Source organism: Hymenobacter caeli (assembly GCF_013294115.1).
Classification (GTDB): domain Bacteria; phylum Bacteroidota; class Bacteroidia; order Cytophagales; family Hymenobacteraceae; genus Hymenobacter; species Hymenobacter caeli.
Window position 1 is genome coordinate 68,968 of record NZ_JABSNP010000005.1, and the last position, 17,417, is coordinate 86,384.

General features: G+C 67.1%; 15 protein-coding genes. 9 read left to right on the forward strand and 6 right to left on the reverse strand.

All coding sequences use genetic code 11. The annotated features are described in order from the left end of the window. Positions 1-5 precede the first annotated feature (5 nt). Complete coding sequence (locus tag HNP98_RS07060) at positions 6-1,445, reverse strand: class I adenylate-forming enzyme family protein (RefSeq protein WP_173809355.1); 1,440 nt, start codon at positions 1,443-1,445, stop codon at positions 6-8. Between the two features lie 168 nt (positions 1,446-1,613). Here HNP98_RS07060 and HNP98_RS07065 point away from each other — a divergent pair, with 168 nt between their 5' ends. Further along, positions 1,614-2,126: a GNAT family N-acetyltransferase gene (locus HNP98_RS07065; RefSeq protein ID WP_173809356.1), complete on the forward strand. Its 513-nt coding sequence runs from the start codon at positions 1,614-1,616 to the stop codon at positions 2,124-2,126. A 53-nt stretch (positions 2,127-2,179) separates the two neighbouring features. Continuing rightward, positions 2,180-2,902 (forward strand): DUF92 domain-containing protein, encoded by a 723-nt coding sequence (locus HNP98_RS07070; protein WP_217425683.1) that lies wholly within the window; start codon positions 2,180-2,182, stop codon positions 2,900-2,902. 24 nt (positions 2,903-2,926) lie between these two features. Here HNP98_RS07070 and HNP98_RS07075 read toward each other — a convergent pair whose 3' ends face one another. Continuing rightward, complete coding sequence (locus HNP98_RS07075) at positions 2,927-4,333, reverse strand: APC family permease (protein ID WP_173809357.1); 1,407 nt, start codon at positions 4,331-4,333, stop codon at positions 2,927-2,929. A 180-nt stretch (positions 4,334-4,513) separates the two neighbouring features. On the opposite strand from HNP98_RS07075, the gene HNP98_RS07080 reads away from it, so the two are divergent. From HNP98_RS07080 to HNP98_RS07095, 4 genes are all read left to right on the forward strand, one after another. Further along, a complete protein-coding gene (locus HNP98_RS07080; RefSeq protein ID WP_173809358.1) occupies positions 4,514-5,431 on the forward strand; it encodes a cation diffusion facilitator family transporter in 918 nt (305 codons plus the stop codon). A gap of 313 nt (positions 5,432-5,744) precedes the next feature. Continuing rightward, positions 5,745-6,932 carry an amine oxidase gene (locus HNP98_RS07085; protein ID WP_173809359.1) on the forward strand — a complete coding sequence of 396 codons (1,188 nt, stop codon included), beginning with the start codon at positions 5,745-5,747 and terminating at the stop codon, positions 6,930-6,932. Between the two features lie 150 nt (positions 6,933-7,082). After that, on the forward strand, positions 7,083-7,607 hold the full coding sequence (locus HNP98_RS07090) for a methylated-DNA--[protein]-cysteine S-methyltransferase (RefSeq protein ID WP_317171057.1): 525 nt from the start codon (positions 7,083-7,085) through the stop codon (positions 7,605-7,607). 25 nt (positions 7,608-7,632) lie between these two features. Beyond that, positions 7,633-8,367 (forward strand): hypothetical protein, encoded by a 735-nt coding sequence (locus tag HNP98_RS07095; RefSeq protein WP_173809360.1) that lies wholly within the window; start codon positions 7,633-7,635, stop codon positions 8,365-8,367. 31 nt (positions 8,368-8,398) lie between these two features. Here HNP98_RS07095 and HNP98_RS07100 read toward each other — a convergent pair whose 3' ends face one another. Next, a complete protein-coding gene (locus tag HNP98_RS07100) occupies positions 8,399-9,283 on the reverse strand; it encodes an alpha/beta hydrolase (RefSeq protein WP_173809361.1) in 885 nt (294 codons plus the stop codon). A 138-nt stretch (positions 9,284-9,421) separates the two neighbouring features. Between HNP98_RS07100 and HNP98_RS07105 the strand changes: the two genes are divergently transcribed. Both HNP98_RS07105 and HNP98_RS07110 read left to right on the forward strand, forming a co-directional pair. Continuing rightward, positions 9,422-10,159: a tetratricopeptide repeat protein gene (locus HNP98_RS07105; RefSeq protein WP_173809362.1), complete on the forward strand. Its 738-nt coding sequence runs from the start codon at positions 9,422-9,424 to the stop codon at positions 10,157-10,159. Positions 10,160-10,416: 257 nt separating this feature from the next. Further along, the gene (locus tag HNP98_RS07110) at positions 10,417-11,175 is read left to right on the forward strand and encodes an outer membrane beta-barrel protein (protein ID WP_173809363.1); all 759 of its coding nucleotides are present in this window, start codon (positions 10,417-10,419) and stop codon (positions 11,173-11,175) included. Positions 11,176-11,258: 83 nt separating this feature from the next. On the opposite strand, the gene HNP98_RS07115 is transcribed toward HNP98_RS07110, so the two are convergent. Next, entirely contained in the window at positions 11,259-13,685 is a 2,427-nt protein-coding gene (locus tag HNP98_RS07115) for a M4 family metallopeptidase (RefSeq protein WP_217425684.1), read from the reverse strand. Positions 13,686-13,943: 258 nt separating this feature from the next. After that, positions 13,944-15,278, reverse strand: a complete 1,335-nt coding sequence (locus HNP98_RS07120) for an amidohydrolase (protein ID WP_173809365.1) — start codon at positions 15,276-15,278, stop codon at positions 13,944-13,946. A 126-nt stretch (positions 15,279-15,404) separates the two neighbouring features. Between HNP98_RS07120 and HNP98_RS07125 the strand changes: the two genes are divergently transcribed. After that, positions 15,405-16,082, forward strand: a complete 678-nt coding sequence (locus HNP98_RS07125; RefSeq protein WP_173809366.1) for a phosphatase PAP2-related protein — start codon at positions 15,405-15,407, stop codon at positions 16,080-16,082. Between the two features lie 161 nt (positions 16,083-16,243). Here HNP98_RS07125 and HNP98_RS07130 read toward each other — a convergent pair whose 3' ends face one another. Then, positions 16,244-17,059 carry a phytanoyl-CoA dioxygenase family protein gene (locus HNP98_RS07130; protein ID WP_173809367.1) on the reverse strand — a complete coding sequence of 272 codons (816 nt, stop codon included), beginning with the start codon at positions 17,057-17,059 and terminating at the stop codon, positions 16,244-16,246. Positions 17,060-17,417 lie beyond the last annotated feature (358 nt).

Sequence of the window (17,417 nt, forward strand, 5' to 3'; positions counted from 1 at the left end):
GGGAATTAGCGAAGCTGGTCGTAGCGAATTTTGGAGTGGTGGCGCTGGTCCACGGGCAGCCGGGGCCGCCGGTGAATGGCCGTCACCAGCCCCGGCGGGAACTGCGCGGCCAGCACTTGCCGGATGGCCGCTTCGGTGGCCGGGCCCTCGAAGTACACGACGAAGCCGCCCACCGCCGCCCGGGCCGCCACCCGCCCGATGCCCGGCAGGTGCTGCAACACGTGCTCAAGCTGGTAGTGCTGCACGCCCTGGTGGAGGGCGGCGTTGCCCTGGCGGCCGGTGAGCCACAGCTCCCCGGCCGCGTCGAAGTAGCCGAAGTCGCCGGTGCGCAGCCAGCCATCGGCGGCGGCCGTGGCCACGTGGGGGCCCCGCACGGTGATTTCGCCCACCGCGGCCCGCAGCGGGCCGGGCAGTAGCAGCTCGCCGCAGGGCAGCAGCCGGCACGCCAGCGACGGCTGCACCGGGCCCACGCGGTAACCGCCGCGCGGATCTGCCGGGGCCCCGGCCGTGAACTGGCGCACCGCGATGGGCTCGGCCTCGGAGGAGCCGTAGATGGCGTGCACCGCCGCGCCCGCAAACACCTGCTGCAAGTCGCGCAGCAGCCGCTCCGGCACCGGCGAGCCGCCCACGCCCAGGCCCGCCACGGCCGGAAAGCCGCCGGGCCAGGCCCGCAGCGCGGGCAGCAGCCGCTGGAAGTAGAACACGTTGCCGGTGAGCGTGTGCACCTGCTCGGCGGCCAGCTGCCGCACGAGCCGCGCCGGGTCGAGGCCGGGCAGGTCGGCCCAGGACAGCGCCGGCAGCACGCTGGCGATGCCCGCCGAAAGGTTGTGCAGCAGCACGTTGGGAAACAAAGGGAAATCGCGCTGGCCGGCCCGGGGCGGAAAAATCTGCTTGAGCACGGCGTGCTGCGCCAGCAGCACCTGGTGGCTGCGCACCACCTGCTTGGGCGGGCCCGTGGAGCCGGAACTGTGCGAGATAAGCGCGGCCTGCCCGGGGGGCACCAGCTGCGGCGGTTGCAGCGGGAAGGGGCCCGCCGGCAGGCGGCTGGCCGCCAGCCACTTCGGCCCCAGGCCCCGCACCAGCCAGCCCAGGGGGCCCCGCAGCGGCCGGGGGCCGATGGCCACCGCCACCCGCCCCCGGCGCACCAGCCGCAGCAGGCCCCCCGCCGAAACGCCGGCCGGCGGCAGCACCGCCGCGCCGCCCTGCGCCAGCACGGCCAGCAGGGCGCAAATCAGCTCGAAGCCGACGGGCAGCAGCAGCAGCACCCGCTGCCCGGGCCGCACCCCCTGGCCCGCCAGCGCCTGCCGGTAGCCGGCCACGCGCTGCGCCAGGTCGTGGCCGGTGTAGGTGCGCGCCGGCCCCGCAGCGGCGGGCCAGGCGAGCAGCGTCTGCTGCGGCTGGGCGGCGGCCCGCGCCAGGATGGACGAAACGAAGTTGGCAGCCATTGAAGGGAAAAGGGCTGAACGATAAGCGGATTCCGCGCCCGTGGAGCCCGGCCGGCGGGCGGCAAGGTAAGCCGCCGACGGGCCGGGCACGGACCCAAACGATGCCAGGGCCTTCTTTTGTATCCCCCTGCTTTTCTTCGCCTGCTTCCCTGCTTTTCCCTGCCGCTCATGCCCACCGTCCGCCGCGCCACCGCTTCCGACCTGCCCGCCGTTCTGGCCCTCGTGCACCGGGTGGTGCCGCTGATGCGCGCAGCCGGCAATTTCCAGTGGTCGGCCGACTACCCCAACGCCGCGGTTTTCGAAACCGACCTGGCCCGCGGCCAGCTGTGGGTGGCCGAGCTGCTCGGCCACCCACAGCTGGCCGGCGCAGCGGCCCTCACCCAGGACCAGGACCCCGAATACGCCCAAGCCGACTGGGACGCTGCCGAGCCGGCCCTCGTCGTGCACCGCCTCGCCGTGGCCCCCGAAGCCCAGGGCCGCGGCGTGGCCGGGGCCCTACTGGCGCAGGCCGAGCACGAAGCCCGGGCCCTGGGCCTGCGCACGATGCGCGTGGACACCAATTCGGAAAACGCCGCCACGCAGCGGCTGTTTCCGAAGCTGGGCTACCGGTTTGCGGGCGAAATCACGCTGGCGTTTCGGCCGGGGCTACGGTTCTTTTGCTACGAGAAGTGGCTGGGGTGAGTGGGCGCGGCGGGTCGTTTCCCGAACGCCTGCAAGCTCCGTATTTTGCCGCCATGATTGATTGGGTACGCTTGGGTGGGGTCGTGCTACTGCTCGGCGCGGGGATGGGGTACAGTGCGCGGGCGGACAAGCTGACCACGGCCGCCGTGTGGACGGGCGGCGGACTGGGGCTACTCATTTACCTGGGCAGCGGCTTTGCTGGCCTGGCACTGCTGGCGCTGTTTTTTGGCTTAGGCACCGCCGCGTCCAGCTGGCGCGTGGCCGACAAGCGCCGCCTCGGGTTGGCCGAGGAAAACCGGGGCCGCCGCACGGCCGGCCAGGTGGTGGCCAACGCCGGCGTGGCGGGCTTGCTGGGCCTGCTGGCCTGGCAGCTGCCGCCCCACGCGCCGCTGGCCCGCCTGATGCTGGCCGGCAGCTTCGCCGCCGCCGCGGCCGACACGCTGGCCTCGGAGCTGGGCAATGTGTACGGCCGCCGCTACTACAACATCCTCACCGGGCGGCCCGACGCGCGCGGCCGCAACGGCGTGGTGAGCCTGGAAGGCACGGCCCTGGGGCTGGCGGGCAGCGCTGCGCTGGCGGCCGCGTACTGCCTGGGGTTTGGTTGGGGCCCTGCGTTTGGGTGGCTGCTGGCGGCGGGCACGGCCGGCAACCTGGCCGACTCGGTGCTGGGCGCCACGCTGGAGCGGCGCGGCTACCTCGGCAACAACGCCGTCAACTTCCTCAACACCCTGACGGGGGCCCTGGTGGCGGGCGGGTTGATGCAGTGGTTGGGCTAGGGCGGTGGCGGGCAGCCCGGCTGGCTACTGCGGCCGCTCGTAGGGCCACTTGCCCTGCTGCTTGCTCCACAGCAGAAACGCCCCCGTGCCCAGGGCCATCATGCCCACGGCGGCCACCTGGAAGTAGAGCTTGAACGCCACGCCGCCCACGCTAACCGCCACCGGGGCGATGCCGGCGAACACGAAGAGCCACACGACGATGGCCAGGACGACGGGCAGCGGGTAGAGCGGCATTTTGAACGGCAGGGCCCCCGTGCCGCGCCGGCGGCGCAGCAGCACCAGCCCCACGGCCTGCCCCACAAACTGCACCAGAATGCGCATGGCCAGGATGGCCGAAATGACCTCGCCCAGCCGAAACAGCAGGCTGAACACGAAGCCCACACCGCCCAGCAGCAGCAGCGACACGTAGGGGAAGTGCTTGGTGGGGTGCAGCTTGGCGAACACGGGCAGAAACTCGCCGTCGGCCGCCGCCGCGTAGGGGATGCGCGAGTAGCCCAGCAGCACCGCAAACAGCGAGGCAAACGCCACCAGCAGCACCATGCCCGTGGCCAGGTTGGCCGCCGCGGGTCCGTACAGCCGCTCCATGAACACGCTGATGATGAACTGCGACTTGTCGGAGGTGCCCGCCTGCCAGCCCCGCACCTCTTCCCAGCCGATGACGGTGCCCACGCTCCAGTTCAGCAATAGATACAGGGCCGCGATGCCCAGGATGCTCAGGAAAATGCTGCGCGGAATGACCTTTTCGGGGCCCTTGATTTCGGCGCCGAGGTGACACACGTTGTAGTAGCCGAGGTAGGAGTAGATGGTTTTGACGGCCGCCTGGCCCATGGCCGCCGAAATAAGGAGGCCCGGCAGGGCCCCCACGCCGCCCGCGGGCAGGATGGCCACCGGGTGGTTGGCGTGGGTGAGGCCCCCAAATATCAGCCAGGCCATCAAGCTCAGCACGCCCACCCACAGGGCCACGCCCAGCTTGCCAATGTCTTCGATGCGGCGGTAGAGCAGCGCGATGAGCAGCAGCACCACCGTGCCGGCCACCAGCTTGGGCTGCCACCACTCGGTCATCGGCACGAGGTAGCCGAAGTACTGGGCGAAGCCGATGGCCCCCGAGGCCAGCACCAGCGGCGACTGAATGAGCGTCTGCCACACGTAGAGGAACGACATGTAGCGGCCCCACTTCTGCTCGCCGTAGGCCAGCTTGAGGAAGCGGTAGCTGCCGCCGGCTTCGGGATAGGCCGCGCCCAGCTCGCTCCAAATCAGGCCATCCACGGCGGCCAGGGCGGCGCCCACCAGCCAGGCCAGCAGGAAGTTGGGCCCCATGAAACCCATCACCAGCGGCAGCGTCACGAAGGGCCCGATGCCCACCATGTCAATCATGTTGAGGGCGGTGGCCTGCACAAGGCCCAGGCGGCGCTGAAGGGTGGGTTGGGACATAGGCCGCGAAAGTAGGGCCCCGGCCCTTGGCGGGTGCGCTGCGGGCTCCTGGGGCCTCGGCTGGCCGCTGGCCAGGCTCCAACGGTTCACCCGCATTTCACGTTCTTTGGGGCGGGGCCGGCGGTTGTTCGGGAGTTGTTCGCGAGCGAAGGCGCGGGGCCCCAGCTACTTTTTCCTGGCATGTCGGCTTCCAATTCTTCCAAAATTTCCCTCTACGGGGGCATCGCCACCAACGTGGCCATCGCGCTGAGCAAGTTCGTGGCGGCGTATTTCACCGGCTCGTCGGCCATGCTTTCCGAGGGCATCCACTCGCTGGTGGACACCGGCAACGGCGGGCTGCTGCTCTACGGCACGGCCCAGAGCCAGCTGCCGCCCAGCCCCGAGTACCCATTTGGCCGCAGCAAAGAGCTGTACTTCTGGTCGTTGATTGTGGCCATGCTGGTGTTTTCCATCGGCGGCGGCATGTCGTTCTACGAGGGCATCAAGCACATGCTCCACCCCGAGCCGATGGAGGACGCGAAGTGGAACTACATCGTGCTGGGCTTCTCGGTGGTGTTCGAGGGCATCGCGGCGTACCTGTCCATCAAGGCCTTCATGGAAACCCATACCGACGGCCTGTTCCACGCCCTGCGCACCAGCAAAGACCCCTCGGCCTTTGCCCAGGTGCTGGAGAATACGGCCGCGCTGGTGGGCCTGGTGTTTGCCGGGCTGGGCGTATTTTTTGGGCATTGGCTGAACAACCCTTACCTCGACGGGGCCGCATCGGTGGCCATCGGGCTGCTGCTGATGGGCGTGGCCGTGTTCATGGTGTACCGCACCAAGGGCCTGCTCGTGGGCCAGGGCGTGGACGCCGAGACGCTGGCCAGCCTCGAAGCCATTGCCCGCCGCCAGCCCCACGTCGAAACCATCCGCTCGCCCCTGACCATGTACCTGGGCCCCACCGACGTGGTGCTGGCCTTCGACGTGGACTTTGCCGACACGCTGACGGCCGACGAAGTGGAGCAATCCATCGACAAGCTCCAGGAGGAAATCCGGGCCGAGCACCCCGAAATGAAGCGTATTTTCGTGGAGGCCACGTCGCTAAAGGCGGGGGCGTAGGCTGGGTTGCCGGAACCTCACCCCTGGAACCTCACCCCCGGCCCCTCTCCTGCGGAGAAGGGTGCGTTCAATATACCCGTTCAGTTTACAACGATCAGGTACTGACACCCCTTTCCGCAGGAGAGGGGCCGGGGGTGAGGTGTCCGCTCAAGGGGCCCCAAACCAATCTAGTGCCTTGTTTGGCAGCACTATAGCCAACGCATCGGGGCCCCATTTCGAACCTCAACGGCAGTTTCCGGGTACAAGGAGGCCGCCCCGGCCCCGCTCGCGGCGGCCGGGGGCGGCCGTTTTGTTGCACCTATCCCCTTTCGCGATGGATTTTACTACGCTTAATGCCAGCCCGTTTCAGTCTTTTTGGTGGGGCGGCTTCGAATGCACCGACCAGCTGAACGCCTTCGGCAACCGCGTCGATTTCCTGCCCCTCACCGGCCACCTGCCCCTAATTGACGAGGACTACGCGGCCCTGGCGCCGTTCAACATCGGCACCGTGCGCGAGGGCATCCGCTGGGCCCACATCGAGAAAACGCCCTACCAGTACGATTTCAGTACCGTGCAGGCCATGCTCGATGCCGGGCAGCGCCACGGCATCCAGCAGGTGTGGGACCTGTGCCACTTCGGCTACCCCGACGACCTGACGCCGCTGCACCCCATGTTTGCGCGGCGGTTTGCGGCCCTGTGCCGGGCGTTTGTGGATTTTTACCGCAGCCAGCGGCCCACGGGCACCCTCATCGTCACGCCCATCAACGAGGTGAGCTTCATTTCGTGGCTTGGCGGCGACGCCCGCGGCACCTCGCCCTACTGCCACGGCAACGGCTGGCAGGTGAAGTACGAGCTGATGCGCGCCTACATCGAGGGGGCCAACGCCCTGCGCGAGGCCGACCCCAGCATCCGCCTCCTCACCACCGAGCCGCTAATTGCCATTGCGCCGCGGTTTGGGGCCTCGGCCCGCGAAATCCGCGAGGCCCGCGACGCCCACAACAACCAGTTTCAGGCCACCGACATCCTCTGCGGCCGAATGTGCCCCGAGTTGGGCGGCCACCCCGCGCTGCTCGACATTGTGGGCTTTAACTACTACTACGACAACCAGTGGCAGCTGAACCCGCACTGGATTATGGGCTGGAACGACGCCGCGCCCGACCCGCGCCTGCGGCCCCTGCGCCAGCTGCTGCGCGAGGCCTACCGCCGCTACGAGCGCCCCTTCGCCATCACCGAAACCAGCCACCCGGCCGAAGACCGCCCCATCTGGCTCCGCATGATTGGCCAGGAGTGCGCCGCCGTGCTCGCCGAGGGCCTGCCGCTGTGGGGCGCCTGCCTCTACCCCGTGGTGGACCGCCCCGACTGGGACCACCTCGACCAGTGGCACCGCTCGGGCCTGTGGGACGCCGACCTGGGCCGCCCCGGCCCCGCCCGCGTGCTGCACCAGCCCAGCGCCGACGCCCTGCTCGACGCCCAGGCCGTGGTGAACGCCGCACGGCCCCGCCGGGCCCCGGCGCTGGTGTAGTGGCCCGGCGGGGCCCAGGCCATATGTCGAGCATATGTCGAGTTAAAAGTTGAGAGTTAAAATCCTGTCTACTATGGATTTTAACTTTTAACTCTCAACTTTTAACTCGCTTTATGGGCTGGCTTGAGAAACGTTGTAAAAATTCGTTTCTTGTGTCGAATCTGCACCTTGCCCATGCCCGCCGCGCCCGCCACCGCCCACCTGTATTCGCCCATCGGCCTGCTGGCCCTCACCGGCTCCGATGCGGGCCTGCACGCCGTGCGCTTCCTGGAGGGCCCCGACGCGGCCGCGCCCACCGCCCCGGCCGACGTGGCCGCATGCCTGCGCCCGGCCCACGCGCAGCTCGCCGCCTACTTCGCGGGCGAGCTGCGCGACTTCGACCTCGTGTGTGCGCCCCTCACCGGCACCGCCTTCCAGCGGCAGGTGTGGGGGGCCCTGGCCGGCATCGGCCACGGCCGCACCGCCTCGTACCTCGAAGTAGCCAAGCTGCTGGGCAACCCCGGGGCCGTGCGCGCCGTGGGCGCCGCCAACGGCCAAAACCCCATCGCCATCGTCTGCCCTTGCCACCGCGTCATCGGGGCCAACGGCAGCCTCACCGGCTACGCGGGCGGCCTGGTGCGCAAGCGCTGGCTGCTGGCGTTTGAGCAGCCGGCGCAGGGCGGGCTGTTTGGGTGATTTTTAGTGCGAAAGCAAAAATTTAATGGGTATTCTCACAACGCTTAAAGCCTTTTTTCGAGGCGGTAGCCCAGCAAGCCCCACCCCTATCCCTGCTGCGCAAGCGTCTGCTTTTGATATCGATGCGTACATGGCACCTTTTAATGCACGCTTAGCGGAAGATTTCAAGCAGGCTGAAGTAGCGAGTCAGCAGTTTGAGCAGCAATACGGAGAATTCCCTGGTTTCTTCCACCGGCTTGATTTTGACCTCTTTTTGCGCAAGCAAGTCTTGCTTTTCTGGGAGCCAGACACAGAAAACAAGAACTTCTTAGACCATAACCATTGGTCCAAAAAGCACCTATTCAACTTTCCTGGACCCTTATACACCGGCGAATCTGATACGTGCGGTACGGGAATCGCACAAGCGCCGGCTAATGTGGCGAACGATGCTTATTGCTGCGAATACATCTTCAAGCAACCGACCAGCTACTACGAGTTACTGTGTGTAATTAATGCGGCGGCCGTAGAGGTATTTGATAGTTATTCATCGAACGGAAACGATTATTGGACTTATGATTCTTGCAAACAATGGTGGCGGAATCGCGCCGAATTACTTCGGGACTTAACCAGAAAAGAAGTGATTGATATGAATGATGGGCAGACCAAATACTACGTTGATTACCTAAATGGAGAAGCGGAAATGGACTTGCGCCGCTATTGCTACTTTCTAGAAATGGGGGCGTATCCACCGAGCACTCAGACCATATTACCCGAATTGTGAGTCGTTAAAGCAGTGCTTGGGAAGCCGTAGCTTACGCGCCCACCAGCTTCAGCAGCTCCTGGTAGATGATGTTGTGCTGCCAGTAGAGCTGCAACACCATGGGCACGTGGTGCTTGCCGGGCTCGATGGTGTAGCGGGGCGGGGCCCCCAGGGCCGTGAGCTTGGCGCGGAAACGGGCCGAGCTGCTGCTGATGCTGGGGTAGGTTTCGCCGCCGATGAAGAACAGGAACGGCGGCAGGCCGGGGCGGATTTTGTAGATGGCGGAGTTTTCGCGCCACACGGCCGGGTCTTTCGTGAAGGGGATGAGGTACTGGTCGTCGCCGGGGTACTGCATCTTTTTCAGGTAGTCGTACATGTCCAGCCCGGCGGGGTCGTCGAGGATGGCGCCGCGCACGGGGTTGGTGGGCAGGCCGTTGCGGGCCAGCAGTGCGTCGTCGGTGGCGAGCAGGGCGGCCAGGCCGCCGCCGGCCGAGTGGCCCATCACGAACACCCGGGCCGGGTCGCCGCCGTAGCCGTGGATGTTGGCCACCGTCCAGGCCAGGGCCCGGGCGCAGTCGGCGGCCTGCTCGGGCACGTGCACTTTCGGCGAGAGGCGGTAGCTAATGACGACGCCCACCACGCCCTGCTTGGCCAGCCGCCGCCCCACGAAGGAGTAGAAGTCTTTGTCGCCGCTGTTCCAGCTGCCGCCGTGGATGAACAGCACCACCGGGTAGCCGGCGGCGGGGCCCGCTTTTTTGGGCGCGTACACGTCCAGCAGGTTGTACTTGGCATCGAAGCCGGGCGTGGTGGCGGGCACGTAGGGCACGTCGGCGGTGCGGCGGCTGGGGTAGGCCACGGCGTATTCGGTGGCGCAAAGCACGGCGGCCAGCACCAGCAGGGCCCCCGCGGGCACCAGCAATAAACGGCTAATTTTCATGTGGGAAGCAAAGTACGGGGCGGCGGGCGGGGCCCGCCGGCCGCGCCTACCTACGCCGGCCGGGGGTGCGCAGTTTGCCCCGGGCGGCGGCTACCTTTGCGCTTCCGGGCCCCGGCCGCATTTTTTATTGGATTGGTTATGACAACAACCCGTTTGCTTACGACGGCCGCCTGCGTGCTGGCCCTGCTGGCCGGCCCGCCCCGCGCCGCCCACGCCCAGAAAGTGCGCCAGCCCACCGACGGCGGGCAGCCCGCCGCGGCCGCCCGCCCCGCCCGCCTGCAGCCGCTGTTCGGGGGCCTCACGCCGGCCCAGGCCACGGCGGCCTACGGGGCCGACAAGGTGGCGGCCATTGCCAAAAGCTTCGCCTCGAAGGAGGAAGCCAGCGCATTTTTCGCCACCAAAGGCTACGAGTACCTCTCCGAAAACCAGCCCGATACGGCGGCGTACCGCTTCAACCTGGCCTGGCTCCTCAACCCCCGCAACGCCGACGCCTACCGGGGCCTGGGCGTGGTGGCCAGCAGCCAGCCCACCCCCGACGCCTCCATTGCCCTGCTGCTGCAAGCCCTGGCCCTGGCCCCCACCAACGCCCTGGTGCTGAGCGACCTGGGCACGAGCTACCTCATCCGCTACGGCACCGGCAAGAAAAAGAAAGACCTGGCTGTGGGCACGGAAACGCTCCAGCGGGCCGTGGCCGCCGACGCCACCAACGCCGTGGCCTGGCAGCAGCTGGCCCGCGGCTACTACTACCAGGAAAAATACCCCCAGGCCTGGGAAGCCGTGCACAAAGGCCAGGCCCTGAGCACCAGCAGCCTCGATTTCAGCCTCGTGAGCGACCTGCTCGCCAAGCAGCCCGACCCGCAAGGCACGTTCAAGTAACGGGCCCCGGGCCACCGGCAGCGGGGCCACAACCACAAAAAAGCAGCCGCTCCGAGCGCATCAAAAGGCCCTGAACTAACAGAACGGGGCGCAGCAAATAGCTGATTTACGCCAAGCTACGCAGCGGCTACAAGGCCCGGCCCGGCGTTTAAGGCGGCGGCGCTGTTCCGCCGCCCGCCCGCAGCGGCCGCCAATGCCGTACATGGCCGCTAACCGCCGGCAACCAGCCGGTTTCTTCGTCACCATTCGTCCGTTTCATGCTTCCCGTTTTGCGCAATTGCCTGGCCGCTGGCCTGTTTGGTTTGACTTTGCTGGCCGGTAGCCCGGCGGCCGACGCCCAGGACGCGTCCCGGTCGCACGCCGTGGCCCGCCGCCGGCACCACGACCACTACGGCCGGGCCTACTACCTGGGGCCGCTGCGCGTGAGCGCCGGGGTGGGCACGGCCTTCTACAACGGCGACCTGGGCAACAGCCTGGGCGACGATTTCCTGGGCCCGGCCCTGAACCTGGGCGTGCTCTACGGCCTGGGGCCCCACTGGCGGGTGGGCGGCGAGCTGGGCTACTTCAGCATGGGGGCCCGCGACTACCTGCCGAGCCGGGGCCTGGCCTTCCACAGCAACAACGGCCTGGGCACGGTATTTTTCCGCTACGACCTGCTCGGCGACCCATCGGTGTACGCCACGCCCGGCACTACCCGGCGGGTGCAGCCCTTTGTGCAGGCCGGGCTGGGGGCGCTGCTCTACGACCCGCGGGCCTACCAGGGCACCCAGTCGCCCGACTCGAACACCCAGTACCTGCCCACCGAGCGCAACGACTACCCGGGCCTGGCGGCGGTGCTGCCCATCGGGGCGGGCGTGGTGGTGCCCCTCACCGACCAGCTCAACCTCACCCTGGAGGGCAATTATTACCTCACCTCCACCGACTACCTCGACGACATCAGCCAACGCGGCAACCCCAACCAGAAAGACGGTTTCGGCACGCTCATGCTGAAGCTGGACTACGCCCTCGGGCACTGAGTCCGGCAACGGCCGGAACAACAAAGGGGCCCCCAGCAGTGCTGGGGGCCCCTTTGTTGTTCCGGCCAATGGGCCAAGCGGGCTTAGCGTTTCACGAACCGCTCGTGGAACACCTTCTGGCCGTCGCTCACGGTGAGGGTGTAAAGGCCGTTGGCCAGGCCCGCCACGTTCAGTACGCCGTCGGCGTAGGGCACGGCCTGCCGGGCCCCGCGCACGTCGGTGACCTGCACGGAGACGGCCACGGCGCGGCCGGGCAGCACCAGGCGCAGGGCGTCGGTGGCCGGGTTGGGGTACACCTGGAGCGTCTGGGCCACTTCGTTGCCGAGGGGGGTGCCGGTGAGGGTGGCCGGCTCGGCGGCGATGGCCGCGCCGCCGCTGATTTTCAGGGTGTAGTCCTCGGTTTCGCCGTAGCTGTAGCTGCCGCAGCTGGTGGTGGCACTGGCGTCGCTCATGATGACGCGCAGGCGGGTGCTGCCGGTTTTGGCCGTGGCGGGCACCGTGAACGTGCTGGTGAGGGTGCCGGCGCTGCTGCTGCTGCCGCTCACCACCAGCTCGCCGGTGTCGGCAAAGTCGCCGTCCTGGTTGTAGTCGATGTAGATTTTCCAGTACTCGGTGTAGGCCGAGCTTTTGAAGCCGGCCGAGAAGCTGATGGTCTGGCTGGAACCGGCCGCCACGGTGGTGCTGGTGGCCGTGCCGTTGTAGTAGCCGCCGTCGGCCCCCGAGGTGCGGTTAATCGTGCCGAGCTTCACCAAATCCACCCACTCGTAGGCCTGGCTGCTGCCCTTGATGGTGCAGTAAGTGCCGGTGGGCGGCGGGGCGGTGGTGGTGCCCACGCCCACGGCCGTCCAGGCGTTGGTTACGGCCGTGGTTTGGGCAGACGTGGCCCCGTACAAATCGGTGGCCGCCTGGATGGAGTAGGTGCGGGCCTGGGCGTAGGTCGAGGAAGCCGTCATGTACACGTCTTCCATGCGGAAGGTGATTTTGGCCGTGGCGTCCAGGCCAATGCCCGTCACGCTGTAGGCCGTGCCGGCCTCGTTGGTGCCCGACTTGCCCACGGCCACCAGGTAGTACCAGTAGTTGAGCACGCCCGAGTTGGTGTGCACGCCGCCCTGGTCGTTGGCGTTGGACGGCGACGTGGTGCTGGCCACCCAGTACTTGCCCTTGTAGAGCGCCGGCTGGCCGTACAGGTTGGGGTTGCTCATCGAGCGCAGGGCCCCGCCCTGCTTCATGATGTCCTCGCCGATGTCCCAGGTCGATTTGGTGAGGCCCAGCTTGTCGCAGGTGTACTTCTCGATGCTGGCCCCCCAGATGTCGGACAGGCCCTCGTTCATGGCCCCCGACTCGTTGGCGTAGGTGAGGTTAGCGGTGTTTTCGCACACGGCGTGGCCGATTTCGTGGCCGCACACGTCGAGGGCCGCCAGCGGCTTGAAGGTGGTGTAGCCGTCGCCGTAGGTCATCTCCGTGCCGTCCCAGTAGGCGTTTTCGTAGCCCTTGCCGTCGCCGGGCGTGTCGTCGAAGTGCACGTAGCTCTTGATTTTGGCGCCCGCGTTGTCGTAGCTGTTGCGGGCGTGCACGGCCTTCCAGTAGTCGTAGGTGCTCTGGGCCCCGAAGTGGGCGTCGCCGGCCACGTTGTCGTAGTTGGCGTTGTTGTACTCCGTGGCGGTCCAGCTGTTGTCGGCGTCGATGAAATCGGTGGCCGACGTGTAGCTGTTGCTCTTCTTGCAGTTGTAGGTTTCGATGCCGTTGCCGCGGGTGTACTCGCGCAGGTGGTAGCCGCCGGTGGCCGTTTCGTCGGGCAGCGCGCGGGTGCCGCTGTAGGCGGTGGCAAAGGTGGCCGTGGCCCCGGTGGCGTGCTTGATGATGGCGTCTTGCAGCACCACTTTGCCGCTGCGGGCGTCCACGTACACGTAGGCGCGGCTCACCGGCTGCTGGGCGTAGATGTTGAACTTGTAGGCCAGCACCGGCTGGTCGGTTTGCAGGTCGCGCACAATTACCAGCTCGCCCTGGGGGCGGTAGGTGGCGCGGGGGTCGCCCTGCGCGGCTTGCAGGCCGGCCTCGGCGGCGGCGTCCTGCCACATGTACTTGGCGGCCCCCACGCGGGCCAGGGCGTTGTCGAGGGCCGCGGCCACGCCCAGCACGGGCGTGGTGTTCAGCCCGGCCAGCTGCTCGTAGTCGCCGCTGATGCTTTCCACCGCGCCGCCCCGGGCGTGCACCGTGTAGGCGGCGTGCTCCACCCGAATGCCCTTGTAGTACTGCGCGTACTTCTGGTGGGTGAAGCCCAGCGCGTCGGTTTCCACGCGGGTGGGCAGCATCTTGTCGTCCACGCCCAGGGCCAGCTGCTGGCGCAGCACCTGCTCGCCGTCGGCGGTGCCGCGGTAGGCCGCCTTGCCAGCGGCGCTAAACTGCACCAGTTCGGGCTGACCGTGGGGGCCCACCACTTTGTTTTGGACGCGCGGGGCGTCCTGGGCCTGCGCGGCGGTAGCGGCCGCGAAGGAGCCAAGCAAAAGCATTGCTTTGGCAGCGTAGTTTTTCCTCATGTAAGGCAGGGTTAGTTTGGAAAAAGGGGTTGTGGGAAGGCGGCCGTTAAGCCGTAAGAATCCGCAACTTATGCCATTTCCTAATTTTAACTTCACCTTGACAGTAAAAAACTTAGCAATGACAAAATATTGTTACCATGAATACAATTTTATCTTAATCTGCTCATATCATATTATGATACAGAATCCAGAAAAATTATAGCTTTATTCAAGTCCTTGATTACAAGGCAACTATTTCACTTTGCGGCTGAGGTAATCCGCGGCCAGCGTGGACAGGGTTTTTACGCCCAATTCCAGGCCGCTCTCGTCAATTTTGAAGCCGGCGGTGTGGTGGTCGGCGGTGGTGGCCGGGTCGGTGCCGGGCGTCATGCCGCCCACGAACAGGAACAGGCCGGGCACCTTCTCCTCGTAGAAGGAAAAGTCCTCGGCCCCGGTCACGGCCTTGATTTCGCGCACGTTGGCCGCGCCCGCCACGGCTTGCAGCGTGGGCAGCATCTGGGCCGTCAGGGCGGGGCTGTTGACGGTGATGGGCACGTAGGGCTCGATGGTGACGTCGGCCGTGGCCCCGGCGCTTTCGGCGATGTTGGTGGCGATGCGGCGCACCGAGGCCCAGATTTGCTGCTGCACCGCCGGGCTCAGGGCCCGGATGGTGCCGCTCAGCTCCACGTCGGGCGGGATGACGTTGTAGCGCACGCCGCCGTTGACGGTGCCCACCGTCACCACGGCCGCGTCGTCGATCAGCTTCACCTGGCGGCTCACGATGGTTTGCAGGCCCAGGATGATTTGGGCGGCCGTCACCACCGGGTCCACGCTGTTCCAGGGGGCGGCCCCGTGCGCCCCCTTGCCGTGCACCTTGATGGTGAAGCGGTCGGAGCTGGCCATTTCGCCGCCCGGGCGGTACGTCAGCTTGCCCACCTCGGTCTGGGCGTTGATGTGCACGCCGAACACGGCGTCCACCTTGGGGTTTTCCATCACGCCTTCCTTCACCATCAGCTTGGCCCCGCCCTCGGTGCCGGGCACCGAGCCTTCCTCGGCGGGCTGGAAGATGAACTTGACGGTGCCGGGCAGGTCTTTTTTCACCTGGGCCAGCACCTCGGCCGTGCCCATGAGCATGGCCACGTGGGTGTCGTGGCCGCAGGCGTGCATCACGCCCACGGGCTGGCCCAGGTAGGTGGTTTTCGCGGTGGAGGCAAAGGCCAGGCCGCTGGTTTCCACCAGGGGCAGGCCGTCCATGTCGGCCCGCAGGGCCACCACGGGCCCCGGCTTGCCGCCGCGCAAAATGCCCACCACGCCGGTGCGGGCCACGCCGGTGGTCACCTCCAGGCCCAGCTTTTTGAGGTGCGCGGCCACCAGGGCGGCGGTGCGGGTTTCCTCGTTGCCCAGCTCGGGGTGCTCGTGGATGTCGCGCCGCCAGGCAATGACCTTGGCTTCTTCGGCCTTGGCCAGCTGGGCGATGCGGGCGTCGAGGGCGGCGTTTTGGGCCGTGGCGGCCAGGGGCCCCAACAGGGCCCCCAACCCGAGAGCGGCCCCGCGCAAGGCGGGGCGGTGGAGTAGCAAAAAGGTCATGGCAGCTTGTGACGAAGAGGTTACGGCGCGGGGCCAATGTTACGGCAATGTAAGGTGGGGGGCACGTTTGCGCCGTATTTTTGTTATTCCGTCAAGCTCAACACTCCGTTATTCCGGCCGTTTACCATGCGTGTTTCGTTGCCCGCCGCCGTCTCCACTTCCGCCGAAGCCCCGGCCTACACCTGGCCCGGGGCCTGGGCCCAGCCGGGCTACCGCGGGCGGCTGCTGCTGGCGCTGCTGCTCATTTTTGGGGCCCTGGTGCCGGCCTGCGCCCCGTTCTACCAGTTCATCCAGCACCGGGCGGGCCACCCCCTGCCCGACCCGCTGCTGGCCCGCGTGCCGGCCCACGACGTGGCCAGCCCCATCTTCCTGCTGATGTACGGCAGCTGCATCGCGGCCGTGGGCTGGCTGCTGGCGCGGCCCCAGCTGCTGGTGCGCGGCGTGTGGGCCTACCTGTTTTTGCAGCTGCTGCGCATGGCCACCATCTGGGTACTGCCGCTGGAGCCGCCCGCGGGCATCCTGCCCTTCCCCGACCCGTTCACGGAGCACCTGTTCCACGTGTCCACCGCCATTCCCATCACCAAGGACCTGTTTTTTTCGGGCCACACGGCCACCGTGGTGCTGCTGGCGCTGGCCGTGCGCGGCCGCTGGGGGCGGCTGGTGCTCGGCCTGGTGGCCGCGGCCGTCGGCGTGCTGGTGCTGGTGCAGCACGTGCATTATATCTACGACGTGCTGGGGGCCCCGCTCTTCGCCTGGCTGGCCTACTGGCTGGCGGGCCGGGTATGGCCGCCGGCGCGGGACTAATTCGTTCTGCCGAAAAGCCCGGGGCCCCGAGAGCAAAAGCTGCTTTCGGGGCCCCGGGCTTTTCGGCGGAACAGGACTGCTAATATTCCTCGTGGCGGCCCGCGGCAAGCTGCCGGGCAACTTACCTAGCCAACCATTTAACAATTAAGCCATTAAACAATCTATTTTACCAAGTGCAAAAAGCGCAGGTAGAACGGCGTGGGGCTGTCTTCGCTCTTGGGCTGGTACTTGCCCGAGATGATGGGCACGTACATCACGCGGCGGCGCGACGCTTCGCCCACCAGCGGCGACTGGGCCACGCGGTGCCACATGCGGCCGTCGTGCACGGTGAGGTCGCCGGCTTCGGTTTCCACGGCCACCTCGTCGGGGTCGTCGAACACGTCCTTGTAGTATTTTTTGCGGAACAGCATCTTGCCCAGGCCCTGGCGGTGGGTGCCGGGCAGCAGGCGCAGGCCGCCGTTGGTGGCGGGGTTGTGGTCGAGGTGCAGGCCCACGTTCAGCATGGGCCCGATGCGCTTGCCGTAGAACACGTCGCGCAGCGAGTCGGTGTGCCAGCCCATCTGGCTGAACTCCGAGCCGGGAATGTTCACGTAGTGGTTCATCACGAGGCCATCCTTCTCGTTTTCGCCCACGCGGCCGCCTTCGGCTTCGAGCAACGGAAACAGCGCCTTGAAGCGCGGGTCTTGCAGCAACTCGTGCAGCAACGGGTGGTGCTGCGAGGTGAAGGCAAAGCGCTGCACGATGCGGGAGCCGTCCACGTCCTGCCCGTACTTGATGGGCACGCCGTTCACTTTCTCCACGCCCTCGGCCAGCCAATGGCGCTGCACTTCCTGGGTAGCGTGCAGGATGTCCTGCACCTGGGCCGCCGTGGCAAACGGCCGGAAGTGCAGAAAGCCGTGTTTGGAGAAGAAAGCCCGCTGCTCCGTGGTGAGGGTGGCACCAAGGGTGAAGCGGGGGTATTCGGACGATGAAGACATAATGAAGACGAAGCGGTAGACTGGCAGCCCCAGCCCAACAGCACACAAAGGTAACACAGGGCCGGCCGGGGTCGGTGCGCACCTGTGGCGCAACACCGGCCGCTGGTATCGGCGCGGGCCGGCTATTTACGCAAGGCGTAACCAAACAGATGAAGACCTGTGGCCGCTTACCGGCCGCCGGGCAGCGCCGGCGCGCGGCCGCGCGGGCCAACGACCAGGCCGCTGCCAATCAGCCGTTTATAGGCTCATGCCCCGGCGGGCCGCCCCGTTGGGGGGGCGGGGCAAGCCGCGCCGGACGGGCCGCACGCGCCGGGGCCCGGCGGCCCCGGGCCATAAGCGCGGTTTATGCGGCACGCAC